Here is a 13,407-nt window from a genome sequence, read left to right as displayed (position 1 = left end):
TTCATTCCTAACTTGTCATGCACCATGCCCAAAACCCTGATTGAACCGTTTCGTATCAAAAGCGTCGAGCCCATCCGAATGACCACCCGACCCGAGCGTGAGCGACTGCTGGCAGCCGCCAAGCTCAATGTCTTCAAGCTGCGCGCCGAAGACGTGCTGATTGACTGGCTGACCGATTCCGGCACCGGCGCCATGTCCTCCAAACAATGGGGCGCCATCATGGAGGGCGACGAAAGCTACGCCGGGGCGCGCAGCTTCTACCGGTTAGAGGCCGTGATCCAGGGCATCACCGGCATGCAGCACTTTGTGCCGACGCACCAGGGGCGCGCGGCCGAAAAAGTGTTGTTCACCGCCGTCTGCAAAAAGGGCGATCTGGTGCCCAACAACAGCCACTTCGACACCACCCGCGCCAATCTGGAATACCTCGGTGTCGAGGCGGTCGATCTGGTCATCCCGGAAGGCTTGCAGCCCGCGCTGCTTTACCCGTTCAAGGGCAATATCGATCTGGCCCGGGTCGAGGCGCTGCTCAAAACCGAGGGCGATCGCATCCCGTTTGGCATGATCACCGTGACCAACAACACCGGTGGCGGCCAGCCGGTGTCCATGGCCAATATCCGCGCTTATGCCAAGCTGCTCAAAGCCTACGGCAAACCCTTGATCATGGACGTTTGCCGCTTCTCGGAAAACGCCATGTTCATCAAGATGCGCGAGCCGGGGTACGAAAACACCCCCATCAAGCAAATCGTGCAGGAGATGTTCAGTTACGCCGACGGGGCCACCATGAGTGCCAAAAAAGACGGCATGGTCAATATCGGCGGCTTCATCGTGCTGCGCAGCGAAGAGTGGATGGACGCCGTGCGCAATGTGCTGATCATGACCGAAGGTTTCCCCACTTACGGCGGGCTGGCCGGGCGTGATCTGGAAGCGCTGGCTGTGGGGCTGGAAGAAGGCATGCAGGAAGACTATCTGCGCTACCGCCTGCGCACGGCAGAGTACCTGGGCGAGCGGCTGGAAGCTTCGGGCGTGGGCTTTGTCAAACCCACCGGCGGCCACGCGGTTTACATCGATGCCAAAACGGTGCTGCCCAACATGCCCATTCAACATTACCCGGCCTGGGCGTTGTGCAATGCGCTGTATCTGGAGGGTGGCATTCGCGGGGTTGAAATCGGCTCTGTGATGTTCGGCAAGCGGCTGCTTGACGGCAGCGAGACCTACCACAGCATGGAACTGGTGCGGCTGGCGTTTCCGCGGCGCATGTACACGCAGAGCCACTTCGATTACGCCGCCGAGGTGATTGACGAGGTCAAGCAAAAAGCGGCCAGCATCCGGGGCGTGAAGATCACCAAGCAGCCCCAGTACCTGCGCCACTTCACTTGCGAATGTGACTGGGTTTGAGGTTCGCTGGTTACCTGGGCTGGTGCAAGGGCTTGTCTTTCCCATTCACTCAGACCACGCGTTGACAAAAAAGTAACAATCAGACCAGTGCACCAAGTTGGATTGGCGCAAACCTTGCTAAGCTAGAAGCAGGAGCGATCAAGTTTATGCAGAAATTCGACGAGATGTATACCCGGCTGCCCTACCAGTTTTATACGAAAGGGGCGCAGATTCGGGACCACTACAAGATTTATGACGAGTGGCTGGCGCGCCAACCCGGCGACATGATGGCCAAGCGGCGTGAAGAGGCTGAGATGATCTTCCGTCGCGTCGGCATCACCTTTGCCGTTTATGGCGAAAAAGACGAAGAGGGTGCCGGCACCGAGCGCCTGATTCCGTTTGACCTGATCCCTCGCATCATTGCCGCCCAGGACTGGGCTTTTCTGGAGCGTGGACTGGTACAGCGTGTCACCGCGCTCAATCGTTTTTTGCATGACGTCTACCATGAGCAGGAGATCGTCAAGGCCGGGGTGCTGCCACGTGAGCAGCTTGAGCACAACGCCCAGTTTCGCGCCGAGATGATGGGCGTGGATGTGCCCAACAACATCTATTCGCATATTTCGGGCATCGACATCGTGCGCGCGCCCGATGCCGCAGGCGAGGGTGTGTACTACGTGCTGGAAGACAACCTGCGTGTGCCCAGTGGCGTGAGCTACATGCTGGAAGACCGCAAGATGATGATGCGGCTGTTTCCTGCGTTGTTCAATGCGCACCGCGTGGCGCCGATTGCGCATTACCCCGATTTGCTGTTGGAAACCCTGCGTGACAGCAGCCCCGCCACCACGGCCGAGCCCACGGTGGTGGTGCTGACCCCGGGCATGCACAACAGCGCCTACTTTGAACACGCGTTTCTGGCGCAGCAAATGGGGGTGGAACTGGTCGAAGGGCAAGACCTGCTGGTGAAGGACAACTTTGTCTACATGCGCACCACGCGCGGCCCGCTGCGGGTGGATGTGATTTATCGACGGGTGGATGACGACTTTCTGGACCCCACGGTGTTCCGGTCCACCTCAACCCTGGGGTGCGCCGGCCTGCTGGACGTGTACCGCGCGGGCCACGTGACCATTTGTAATGCGGTGGGCACCGGCGTGGCCGATGACAAGTCGATCTACCCCTACGTGCCCAAGATGATCGAGTTCTATCTGGGTGAAAAACCGATTCTCAACAACGTGCCCACCTACATGTGCCGCAACAAGGACGATCTGGCCTATACGCTGGCTCACATGAAGGAGCTGGTGGTCAAAGAGGTACATGGGGCCGGTGGCTATGGCATGCTGGTCGGACCGGCCGCCACCAGCGCCGAGATCGAAGTTTTCCGAAAAGCGGTGCTGGCCAACCCAAGTGGCTACATTGCGCAGCCGACACTCAGCCTGTCGAGCTGCCCCACTTTTGTGGAGAGTGGCATTGCGCCGCGCCACGTCGATTTGCGCCCCTATGTTCTGAGCGGCAAGACGGTGCAGATGGTGCCCGGCGGCTTGACCCGCGTGGCGCTGAAAGAGGGCTCGCTGGTCGTCAATTCGTCACAAGGCGGCGGTACAAAAGATACCTGGGTTCTGGAGACGGACGAAACGCCCCGCACCGCCGCTTTGCCAACACCGTCCGGGGCGTCGACCGCCACGCAGACCCAGAATCAACCTCAAACCCGGTCGTCCTGAGCACAAGGAGAAATTTCATGTTGTCACGCACTGCCGATCACCTGTTCTGGATGTCGCGTTACACCGAACGGGCCGAGAACACGGCCCGCATGCTGGATGTGAATTACCAGACCTCACTCTTGCCCCAATCCAATGCGGCGGCGCAAGTGGGCTGGAAAGGCTTGCTGAGTATCAGTGAGTTGCTGCCGAGCTACACCCAAACCCATGGCGGGATCAATGTTCGCAACGTGATGGATTTCATGGTCAAGGACGACAGCAATCCATCGAGCATCGTCTCGTGCCTGAGTGCAGCGCGCGAAAATGCGCGGGCGGTGCGCGGCACGCTCACCACCGAAGTGTGGGAGACGCAGAACCAGACTTGGCTGGAGGTCAAACGCATGATCAAGTCGGGCGAGTTTGAACGCGATCCGGGTCAGTTTTTTGAATGGGTCAAGTTCCGTTCGCACCTGTCGCGCGGCGTCACGGTGGGCACTATGCTGATGGACGAAGCGCTGCACTTCATGCGGCTGGGCACTTTTTTGGAGCGCGCCGACAACACGGCGCGTCTGGTGGATGTGAAGTTTTATGCGCTGCAAAGCGACCCTTCTGATGCGTCCAATGGCAAGGCGACGGAGTACGACTTCTACCACTGGAGCGCGATTTTGCGCAGCGTGTCGGGTTTTGAGGTCTATCGCAAGGTGTACCGTGACATCATCAAGCCCGAACGTGTGGCCGAACTGTTGATTTTGCGGGCCGACATGCCGCGCTCGCTGCACGCCAGCATGAACGAAGTGGTTAGCAATCTGGAGTTGGTGGGCAGTGAGCAATCGGGCGAAACCCAGCGCCGGGCGGGCAAGCTGCGGGCCAGTCTTCAGTATGGGCGTATTGATGAAATTCTGGCGACCGGACTGCATGCCTTCTTGACGCAGTTTCTGGACCGCGTGAACGACCTGGGTGTCAGTATCAGCCGCGATTTTCTGGTTCCAGCCCCCGCCTGAAGTGATTGAGCTGACAGGGCTGTGGCCGCGGCCCATTAATGTCATCAAATCAGCGATGAATTCGGGGATAATCCGTGCTTGCTAGAGGTGTCGCCTGCGGGTGACTGAGACATACTCTTTGAACCTGATCTGGGTCGTACCAGCGTAGGGAAGCTTCATTTTTTCCTTCCTCGCCAGTCTGGCCCATGTCTTCTTTTTTCAGGAACCACATGGCCGCAAAACTTTCATTTTCTGATCTTTGGTCTGATGTCTGCGCGGTGCGCGACCGCTCTCCTCTTGTGCACAGCATCACCAACCTGGTGGTGATCAATTTCAATGCCAATGTGCTGTTGGCGGCCGGGGCGTCACCGGTCATGGCGCACGCGCATGAAGAGGTGGCTGACATGGTGGGCATTGCCCAGGCTCTGGTGCTCAATATTGGCACGCTGGACCCGTACTGGATCGAGAGCATGCAGTTGGCGCTGCGCGCTGCCGCCAAGCGAGGCATTCCCGTGGTGCTGGACCCGGTGGGGGCAGGTGCCACCAAGTACCGAAACGAAGCCATTGAACAGCTTTTGATGACGTCCTTGCCGACGGTGGTGCGGGGCAACGGCTCGGAGATCATGAGCGTGGCAGGCTCCGCCGCACAGACCCGCGGTGTGGACAGCAGCGCCGCCGCCACCGATGCGCTGGGCGCGGCCCAGTCCTTGGTCCAGCGGACTCAGGGCGTCGTTTGCGTCAGTGGGCAAATCGACCATATTCTGGATGCCAGCCATCGTTGGGCGCAACTGTCCAACGGGCATGCGTGGATGACACGTATCACCGGCGTGGGGTGCTCGGCCACCGCACTCATTGGCGCTTTTTGTGCCGTGCAGCCCGATGCCTGGCGCGCCACAGTGGCCGCGATGGCCTTGCTGGGCGTGGTGGGTGAAGTGGCGGCGGAAAAGGTAATCGCACGTGGCAAGGGTGTCGGCAGCTTGCAAATGGCTTTGTTGGACGAGTTACAGCTGCTTGACCAGGGCACTTTTGAGCAGCGGCTGAAACTCGAAGTCGCTCAGTGGTAGGCGCCAGCACCTTGGCACACGACGTGCGCTTGCAGGCACTGCGTTTGTATCTGGTCACCGACCAGTTCTGCGCCGGTGGCCGTACGCTGGCTGATGTGGTGGCCGCGGCGGTGCAAGGCGGCGTCACCTGTGTGCAGCTGCGCGAGAAGCAACTCAATACCCGTGATTTTTTAGCCCAAGCGCTGGCATTGAAGGATCTGCTCGCGCCGCATGGCATTCCACTCGTCATCAATGACCGGATTGACGTTGCGCTGGCCTGTGGCGCGCAGGGTGTGCATCTGGGGCAGAGCGATATGCCGGTGACGCAGGCGCGCCGGCTGTTGCCACCCGAGGTCTTCATCGGCTGGTCGGTTGAGACCCTGGAAGACGTTGCGCGCAGTGCCGAGCTGCCGGTGGATTATTTGGGCGTCAGCCCGATCTTTGCCACACCCACCAAAACCGATACCTTGCCACCGTGGGGACTGGAGGGCTTGCGCCAGGTCCGGCGGGCGACAACCGTACCCTTGGTGGCGATTGGGGGCATTCATGTTGGCAACGCGCGCGAGGTGCTATTGGCCGGTGCCGATGGGCTGGCGGTGGTGAGCGCGCTGTGTGCGGCGCAAGACCCCTGTGTGGCGGCGCTCAGGCTGAGACAACTCATCGACGCGGTCTGATCGAGACCCGACAAGCGAGGACTAATTGATGATTACCAATATATTCAAATTTGAGTACCCCCGGGTTCTTTCCATTGCAGGCTCAGACAGCGGTGGTGGCGCGGGTATACAGGCTGATCTGAAAACATTTTCGGCGCTGGGTTGCTACGGCATGACCGCCATTACCGCGCTCACGGCGCAAAACACCTGCGGCGTGCGCGCGATCCATGCCGTGCCGCCGCAGATGCTGCGCGACCAGATTGACGCCGTGATGGAAGACATTGGCGCTGATGCGGTCAAGATCGGCATGTTGCACTCGCCGGAAATCGTGCAAACGGTCGCCCAGGCGATTGACCGGCATGCCATGCACCATGTGGTGTTCGACCCGGTGATGGTGGCCACCAGTGGGGCGGTGTTGATTGACGACGCTGCGATCGAGGTGCTGGTGCGCGAGCTATTTGGCCGCGCTGCAGTGATCACCCCCAACCTGGATGAGGCCGCGCTGCTGGTGGGCTACCCCCTGGTCTCAAAGCAAGATATGGAGCGGGCGGCACTTGACTTGCTGGCCAAAGGCGCGCGCGCTGTTTTGCTCAAAGGGGGTCACTTGCCGGGCCACAACGTGATGGACTTGCTGCTGAGCGCCGGCGGTGAAAAACTCTGGATGGAGGCGCCACGCATTGACAGTCCCAACACCCACGGCACCGGCTGCACCCTGTCGTCGGCCATCGCGGCCTATCTGGCCCTGGGCGCTTCACTGCCCGATGCCGTGCAACAGGCCCGCAACTTTGTGCGCGAGGCCTTGCAGGCGGGTGCACAGGTGCGTACCGGCAAGGGCAGTGGACCGCTTAACCATGGCTACGCACCGATTGCCATGCGACCGCGTAAATCTTGATTTTTTTTTGAGCGGTTCTGCTCGCTGCTTGAGCCCTTAACGCCGGTTCTTCTTGGTGGAAGTTCCGAGGTTTTCCCGGTTTCTGTCAATTCGATCCTGCCTGCGACTATTTTCACGTTCCATCGCTTTCTTTTTTGTGTAGCCGGAGTTGTCAGCCCATGCCCACCAGAGCACGGCGAGGCCAAAGGGCGCCAGAACAACCCACCAACTCCATGCCGCCACTGGGCCGACCTCCAGATACTTCATGACGAGAAAAGCCAGCCCCAGTCCTAATAAATACATATCAAAATCCTGTCATTTGTTGCATGTCATTACGGCGGTGAGTGTCAACGCCAATCAATACAATGGCGTTTATCAGCTTTAAGCCAACCGATAAGGTGTCAATGATTAAACGTTCCATTCTCGCTTTAATTGCCGCTGTCGCGGTAACTCTTCCTGCATGGGCCGATCTGGCGCTTGCCAAATCCAAGAATTGTTTGGCCTGTCATACCGTCGACAAAAAATTGGTGGGTCCGGCGTATCAGGATGTTGCGAAGAAATACGCCGGTCAAAAAGACGCGGCCGGCAAGCTGGCAACAAAAATCATGAAGGGCGGCTCTGGCGTCTGGGGTGCGGTGCCGATGCCGGCCAATACGCAGGTCAACGAAGCGGAAGCCAGAAAACTGGCAGAGTGGGTTCTGAGCCTGAAATAAGTTGCCGAATCGATTGTTCCACGGCACCCGCGCGCAACGCCCAGCATCTCAAAGCGCGGGCTCAGGCGCCATAGCCGAGAGCCTGTCGTTGATCTTGGCTTGCAGACTATTGGCCATGACCTCAGGATTTTCAGCGGCCACCAGGGCACGTACCACCGCAATCGATCCCACGCCGCAGTTCAGCACGTCCAGCAGTTTGCTGGCGTCAATTCCCCCAATCGCCACTTTGGGGTAGTCACGCATCAGCCGGGCATAAGCACCCAGTCGTGCCAGGCCTTGCGGTGGTGTCAGCATGCGTTTGAGCGTGGTGGCAAACACCGCACCCATGGCGATGTAGCTCGGACTGTAGTGATCTGCCCGCAGCATCTCGGCGTAACCGTGACTGCTCAGACCCAAACGCAAGCCCGCCGCCCTGATCTTTTCCAGGTCTGCTTCGACCATGTCCTCCTGCCCCAGATGCACGCCATAGGCCCCGGCATCGATGGCGGCTTGCCAATGGTCGTTGATAAAAAGCCGGGCATTCGTGCCTTTGACCGCCATAACCGCAGCGCGTACTTCACGGGCAATGACCACCGTGTCATCGGATTTGAAGCGCAGTTGAACGGTGGACACGCCAGCGCGTGCCATACGCCCCACCCAGACCGCATCGGGCAGGACCGCGTACAGGCCCAATTGACGCGGGCAAGCCGCAAACGCAGTTGGGCGCGGCCAGGCCTGCATACTGAAATCCTCAGGCTGGTCGGGCCAGACCGTCACGTCAAAATGCCCGGTGCGATCAGTCTGGTTTTGCCAGGCCAGTGCCACGCATTCGGCATCCGCCTCAATGAAACCGAGCGCCAGGCAGGCGCTTTTGGCGGCGCGGTAAGCCGCTGCATCACAGGTGAAGGTGGCGGTGGCTGCGCGCTGCGATGTGCCGGCGCCAGGCGCCAAAGCGAGATCGGCGTGGGCCGTGACGATGGTCTGCACCATGCTGTCATGCTGGCTCATGTAGCGGCTCCAAGCTGATGCCAAAAGGGTGTGCCCAGCACGGGGGTGCTGGGCTGCGCCGCCTGCTGCTCGGGCATGGCGCCGCTTAAATATGCAGTGCGTCCCGCCTGGGTGGCAGCGGCAAAAGCTCCTGCCATGGCCACGGGGTCTTGCGCCAGGGCCACGGCGGTGTTGAGCAGCACGCCGTCAAAACCCCATTCCATCACCTGGCAAGCGTGTGATGGCAGGCCCAAGCCGGCGTCCACGATCATGGGCACGCTCAGGCGCTCACGCAGGGTGCGCAGCGCGTAGGCGTTGATGGGGCCTTTGCCGGTGCCAATCGGCGCCGCCCACGGCATGATGGCCTGGCAACCTGCGTCCACCAGGCGCTGGCACAGCACCAGGTCTTCCGTGCAATACGGCAGCACGTTGAAGCCCTCCTTGATCAGCTGGCTGGCCGCCTGCACCAGATTCAGGGTGTCAGGCTGCAAGGTGTAGTCGTCGCCAATGAGTTCGAGCTTGATCCAGGGCGTCTCAAACACCTCGCGTGCCATCTGCGCGGTCGTGATGACCTCCTGCATGCTGTGGCAACCGGCGGTGTTGGGCAGCACCGGCGTACCCAGTGTTCTTAGCAGTTCCCAAAACCGGTTAGGTGTATCCGGGTCGCTGACGTTTTGTCGCCGCAGCGATGCGGTGAGCATGGCCGGCTGGGCCAGGCGCAGCGCCGCCTCCAGAATGCGTGGCGAGGGGTAACGGGAGGTGCCCAGCAACAAGCGGCTGTCAAAGCGCTGGCCGTACAGCAGCAATGGATCGGCGCTGGGGGTATCTGCGCTTGAATTCAGGGAGGTCATTGACATGGTGAAAATTTTCTAAAACGTTCCGGGACCCCTATCCGCCAGTGACCGGTGCAATGATGTCGATCCGGTCGTCGCGCTGCAGTCGGGTTTGGCTGTAGCGGGTATGGGGCACAAACTGCAGGTTCACGGCCGCCGCAAAAGGCGCCCGCGCTTGCAGCAACTCAATCGCATCGGCCAGTGTGGCACCCTCAGGGAGAGTGTGCCGGGTCTGGTTGATGATGACGTTCATGGCAATTGGTGGATCGACAGGGCAAAATCGTTCGCCAGCGGCGATGCGCCGGTTTCAAACAGTTCCAGCGCCACATCCAGCAGGGCCGGGGCCATCAGGTAGCCGTGGCGATAGAGGCCGTTGATTTGCATCACGCGCGGGCCCAACTGGCGGATGCAGGGCAGGTTGTCGGGCAAGGCTGGGCGGCACTGGGCGACCAATTCCACAATGCGCGCCTCGGCAAAACCACTGTCCACCGTATAGGCGGCGCCGAGCAGCTCCAGCGCTGAGCGCACGCTCATCGGTGAGAGGTCATCGGACTCAATTTCGGTGGCGCCGACCAGAAAATAGCCGTCTTGTTTGGGCGCAATGTAGATCGGGTAGCGCGGATGGAGCAGTCGCGTGGGGCGCGACAGTTTCACGTGCGGCGCCAGCAGCGTGATGATCTCGCCGCGCACGCCACGCAACGCGGACCACTGCGGGTGCGCACCCAAGCCCCGGCAGTCAAATACCCAGTGGGGCTGCCCCGGCTGCCCCGGGGAGAAGTCGCTGAGGACGCGTGGACTGTTCCAGTGAATCGTCACCTGCAGTCGCTGGAGTTGATGCAGCGTGGCGGCGAGCAACTGGTGGTTGTCCAACTGGCCTTCGCCCGGCAGGTAGAGGCCTTGTGAAAAATGCGCAGCCAGACAGGGCTCCAACCGAGCGATGCCCGACGCATCCAGCGGCTGCGCTATGGGCAGCGTTGGCAGGCGTTGCGCCGTGGCATCAAGCTGGCGTGAAAAGCGTGTTGCCTCAGCCACATCTTGCCGATGCCAGACCACCATCGTGCCCTGCTGCTGAAAGAACACCGGCTCATCGAGTTGCGCAATCAGCGCAGGCCAGCGGCCGAGCCCGTACACGCCCATTTTCACCACCGGGTCCTCGGCGACGGCCGACTCCGCCAGCGGTGCCAACATGGCTGCCGCGGCACGGGCCGCCGAGTTCAGCGCCTCGGGGCCACCCGCATCAAATAATTCAAGCTGGTGACCTGCACGGGCCAATTCACACGCGAGCAAGCGCCCCATCAGACCGGCACCCAAAATAACGATGTTCATGCGGGTTCTCCCAATTGATTCATAGACACGTTGGCGCGTGTCAACCAGGCCAAGCCAAAGGTCAGTGCCAGCGTGGGTAAGGCAGCACCCCATTGCGGCGCCCATTTCGCCAGCAAGTGATAGACCGCAATGCCAGCCAGCCACAGCAAAGCGGCACTGAAGTCCACCTTGCGCTGCATTGGTTGCAAGCGCACTGAAACACCGCTCAGGCGCCCCAGAATAACCCCGTACAGCGGCACAAAAACCGAGCTCAACAACAACAAAAACGGCTCCAGACTGTGCATCGGCAACACCAGCGCCAGGCCCGTGCACAGCAACGCCAGCCCGAGCCCCCATTGCCGCACCGTCCATGACGACTTGATGCTGTGCGCCGACACCGCGCCAGAGTAGACGTCGCCATAGGCGTTGTCAATTTCATCCACCAGGATCAGGCTCAGCGCGATCAGCCCGCCCTGTGCCAGCAGCAGGGCGCTGACCAGATTGACATCGGGCTGCGCCACACTGACCACCATCACGCCGAGTGCGTAACACCAGATGTTGGCCAGCGCGTAGCCGAGCCAGGTGCCGCTCAGGGCGCTGCGGCCTGACTTGCCGTAGCGCGCATAGTCGGCCACCAGCGGCAGCCATGACACCGGCATGGCGATGACCAGGTCCATCGCCGAGAGCATGCCCATGCTGCCATCGCCCTCTCTGGCCCAAAACGCTTCAAGCCCCTTGCTGTGCAGTTGGCCGCCAAACTGCCAGGTCAGCCACAACAGCGACGCAATCACCAGCGGCAGGCCGACCCGGCTGATGACTTTTCGCACCAGCTGCGTCATGGAGCCTGCCAGCAGCAGCGTCAGCACCGCGCCCCACAACAGCGTGGTGACGACGATGCCGCCCGTGCCGTCCAGCGACAGACCCAAAGATTGTTGGGCGATGGCGGCCGTGCCGTCGCGCATCACCACCAGCTCAAAGGTGGTCCAGCCGATGAGCTGGGCCAGGTTCAACAGCACCGGCAAACGTGCAAAGTAACTGCCATAGGTGGCGTGCATCAGGCCGGCGCTGGACAGGCCGCTGTCGCAACCCAGCTTGGCCGTCCAGGCCAGCAGGCCGGCGCCCAGCAGCGATCCCAGCACAATGGCAATGACCGCATCACGGCTGCCCACGGCCGGCACCAGGTAAGCGCCGACCTGCATCACCAGCAGGCCCACGCCCAGGCTGAACCAGAGGGAGGCGTGGTCGTGCCAGCTAAAGACCCGCTCAGCGGTCCCCACTGGCGTTAAAGCCTGGTTGACCTGGTCGGTGAAATTTGTATTTGCCATCTATTTGCTCCATGCAAAAAAGTTGGCAGGTTGGCTGAATCTGAAAACGCAGTTGTGTCAGCAGAGAAGGCGGTGACACCTATGTTCAGACTTGCTTCCCTGCGCGAGGATTACCTCAGTCAGGTTCAAAGGGACTTTCTCAGTCACCCGCTTTCATTAAAAGCCTGGCAACACCCCTAGCGAAATGCGCTCCAGCGAAAGAGCGCGATGCAGATTCTACTCAGTCAAACACCGGCGACTCTACCCCCAACACTTTGTGCAGCTTCGGACTGGTGGTGGTGTACTGCAAAAAGACCTTTTTTTCGGGCGAAATGATCGGCATGGCGCCAAAGGCGGCGAGTGCGCATTCATGAAAGCCACTCAAGATCAGTTTCTTTTTGCCGGGGTAGATGTTGATATCGCCGACGGCAAAAATACCTGGCTCGCTGGTTGAAAACTTCTCGGTGTCCACCTTGAGCTGTTTGCGCTCGATGTCCAGACCCCACTCGGCAATGGGGCCGAGTTTGGGCGACAAACCAAAAAATACCAGTAACACATCGAGCGGCACGACACGGGTGACGCCGTCAGCACCGGTGACTTTGATGCCGGTCAGCAGGCTGTCCTGGGCTTCAAAGCCGGTGACTTGACCCACGATGAACTGCATCTCCAGCGCGTCGCACAGTTCGCGCATCTTGGCCACACTCGCCGGCGCCGCCTTGAAGCCGTCGCGACGATGGATCAGGATCACGCTGGCGGCTTTGTTGGGGCCGTCCTTGACAAAGTCCAGGGCCCAGTCGAGGGCGGAATCGCCGCCACCGACGATGACCAGATTCTTGTCCGCAAAATCGGCCGGGTTGCGCACGCGGTAAAACAATTGCGAGTCTTCAAACACCTCCAGGCCGTCAACCTTGAGGGTGCGCGGCTGGAAGGCGCCCACGCCTGCAGCAATGAAGATGGTTTTGCTCAGGAAGCGTGTGCCCTTGGAGGTTTCTACAAAAAAACGTCCGTCGCTTTGTTTTTCCACCACCGTGACTTCCTGCCCGTAGTGAAAGGTGGCACCAAACGGCGCAATCTGTTTCAGCAGGTTTTGCGTCAGCTCCCGGCCGGTACAGACCGGCACCGCCGGAATGTCATAAATCGGTTTGTCCGGATAGAGCTCAATGCACTGACCGCCGGGGTAGGCCAGCGAATCGACCACGTGGGCCTTGATTTCGAGCAGGCCGAGTTCGAACACCTGAAACAGCCCGACCGGGCCGGCACCGACGATCACAGCGTCGGTTTCTATGGGGTCTTGATGGTTGCGCACCGGCGGGTCAACGAATCAGATACGGCAGCTTGCCGGTCTTGTCTTTCCACTCTTCGGCCTCAGGCAGCGCGGGCTTGCGCTTGGTGATGGTTTTCCAGCCTGGTAACTTGGCCAGCTCGGCGTTGATTTTGGTCATGTGCTGCTGATCTTTGGGCACGTCTTCTTCGGCGTAGATGGCGTTGACAGGGCACTCGGGGATGCAGACGGCGCAGTCAATGCACTCATCGGGGTCAATGGTCAGAAAGTTGGGGCCCTCGCGAAAGCAATCCACGGGACAGACATCAACGCAATCGGTGTACTTGCATTTGATACAGGCTTCAGTGACGGTATGTGTCATGTTGTGTTTTTCGACAAGGTGGGTGAAAAGC

Annotated in this window: 15 protein-coding genes and 2 riboswitches; of the genes, 7 read left to right on the top strand and 8 right to left on the bottom strand. The window is 60.3% G+C overall.

What is annotated here, in order from left to right:
* Positions 1-24 precede the first annotated feature (24 nt).
* From RFER_RS12505 to thiD, 6 genes are all read left to right on the top strand, one after another.
* Positions 25-1,395 carry a tryptophanase gene (locus RFER_RS12505; RefSeq protein WP_011464760.1) on the top strand — a complete coding sequence of 457 codons (1,371 nt, stop codon included), beginning with the start codon at positions 25-27 and terminating at the stop codon, positions 1,393-1,395.
* A 146-nt stretch (positions 1,396-1,541) separates the two neighbouring features.
* Positions 1,542-3,089, top strand: a complete 1,548-nt coding sequence (locus tag RFER_RS12500) for a circularly permuted type 2 ATP-grasp protein (RefSeq protein WP_011464759.1) — start codon at positions 1,542-1,544, stop codon at positions 3,087-3,089.
* A 17-nt stretch (positions 3,090-3,106) separates the two neighbouring features.
* Positions 3,107-4,066, top strand: coding sequence for an alpha-E domain-containing protein (locus tag RFER_RS12495; RefSeq protein ID WP_011464758.1), 960 nt, complete (start codon positions 3,107-3,109; stop codon positions 4,064-4,066).
* Between the two features lie 73 nt (positions 4,067-4,139).
* A riboswitch (TPP riboswitch) is annotated at positions 4,140-4,234 on the top strand.
* Positions 4,235-4,275: 41 nt separating this feature from the next.
* On the top strand, positions 4,276-5,109 hold the full coding sequence (gene thiM / locus RFER_RS12490; RefSeq protein ID WP_011464757.1) for a hydroxyethylthiazole kinase: 834 nt from the start codon (positions 4,276-4,278) through the stop codon (positions 5,107-5,109).
* Positions 5,103-5,762: a thiamine phosphate synthase gene (gene thiE / locus RFER_RS12485; protein WP_011464756.1), complete on the top strand. Its 660-nt coding sequence runs from the start codon at positions 5,103-5,105 to the stop codon at positions 5,760-5,762. The genes thiM and thiE overlap by 7 nt, the downstream gene beginning before the upstream one ends.
* 28 nt (positions 5,763-5,790) lie before the next feature.
* On the top strand, positions 5,791-6,633 hold the full coding sequence (thiD, locus tag RFER_RS12480; RefSeq protein WP_011464755.1) for a bifunctional hydroxymethylpyrimidine kinase/phosphomethylpyrimidine kinase: 843 nt from the start codon (positions 5,791-5,793) through the stop codon (positions 6,631-6,633).
* Between the two features lie 36 nt (positions 6,634-6,669).
* Here thiD and RFER_RS12475 read toward each other — a convergent pair whose 3' ends face one another.
* Positions 6,670-6,915, bottom strand: a complete 246-nt coding sequence (locus RFER_RS12475) for a TIGR04438 family Trp-rich protein (RefSeq protein WP_011464754.1) — start codon at positions 6,913-6,915, stop codon at positions 6,670-6,672.
* A 101-nt stretch (positions 6,916-7,016) separates the two neighbouring features.
* Between RFER_RS12475 and RFER_RS12470 the strand changes: the two genes are divergently transcribed.
* The gene (locus tag RFER_RS12470) at positions 7,017-7,325 is read left to right on the top strand and encodes a c-type cytochrome (RefSeq protein ID WP_244095720.1); all 309 of its coding nucleotides are present in this window, start codon (positions 7,017-7,019) and stop codon (positions 7,323-7,325) included.
* Between the two features lie 48 nt (positions 7,326-7,373).
* Here the strand turns inward: RFER_RS12470 and RFER_RS12465 are convergent, their stop codons facing one another.
* The 7 genes from RFER_RS12465 to fdxA all read right to left on the bottom strand — a co-directional run bounded on the left by RFER_RS12465 (position 7,374) and on the right by fdxA (position 13,376).
* The gene (locus tag RFER_RS12465) at positions 7,374-8,312 is read right to left on the bottom strand and encodes a thiamine phosphate synthase (RefSeq protein WP_011464752.1); all 939 of its coding nucleotides are present in this window, start codon (positions 8,310-8,312) and stop codon (positions 7,374-7,376) included.
* Positions 8,309-9,148, bottom strand: coding sequence for a thiazole synthase (locus RFER_RS12460; RefSeq protein WP_011464751.1), 840 nt, complete (start codon positions 9,146-9,148; stop codon positions 8,309-8,311). The genes RFER_RS12465 and RFER_RS12460 overlap by 4 nt, the downstream gene beginning before the upstream one ends.
* A 31-nt stretch (positions 9,149-9,179) precedes the next feature.
* The gene (gene thiS / locus RFER_RS12455) at positions 9,180-9,377 is read right to left on the bottom strand and encodes a sulfur carrier protein ThiS (RefSeq protein ID WP_011464750.1); all 198 of its coding nucleotides are present in this window, start codon (positions 9,375-9,377) and stop codon (positions 9,180-9,182) included.
* Complete coding sequence (locus tag RFER_RS12450) at positions 9,374-10,450, bottom strand: FAD-dependent oxidoreductase (RefSeq protein ID WP_011464749.1); 1,077 nt, start codon at positions 10,448-10,450, stop codon at positions 9,374-9,376. The genes thiS and RFER_RS12450 overlap by 4 nt, the downstream gene beginning before the upstream one ends.
* On the bottom strand, positions 10,447-11,754 hold the full coding sequence (locus RFER_RS12445) for a purine-cytosine permease family protein (protein ID WP_011464748.1): 1,308 nt from the start codon (positions 11,752-11,754) through the stop codon (positions 10,447-10,449). The genes RFER_RS12450 and RFER_RS12445 overlap by 4 nt, the downstream gene beginning before the upstream one ends.
* Positions 11,755-11,833: 79 nt before the next feature.
* Positions 11,834-11,942, bottom strand: a riboswitch (TPP riboswitch).
* 32 nt (positions 11,943-11,974) lie between these two features.
* Positions 11,975-13,039, bottom strand: coding sequence for an NAD(P)/FAD-dependent oxidoreductase (locus RFER_RS12440; RefSeq protein WP_011464747.1), 1,065 nt, complete (start codon positions 13,037-13,039; stop codon positions 11,975-11,977).
* 7 nt (positions 13,040-13,046) lie between these two features.
* Positions 13,047-13,376 (bottom strand): ferredoxin FdxA, encoded by a 330-nt coding sequence (fdxA, locus tag RFER_RS12435; RefSeq protein WP_011464746.1) that lies wholly within the window; start codon positions 13,374-13,376, stop codon positions 13,047-13,049.
* Positions 13,377-13,407 lie beyond the last annotated feature (31 nt).

It is taken from the genome of Rhodoferax ferrireducens T118, from assembly GCF_000013605.1.
In the GTDB taxonomy this organism is placed as follows: Bacteria; Pseudomonadota; Gammaproteobacteria; order Burkholderiales; family Burkholderiaceae_C; genus Rhodoferax; species Rhodoferax ferrireducens.
This window is presented reverse-complemented; position numbering and strand designations above follow the sequence as displayed.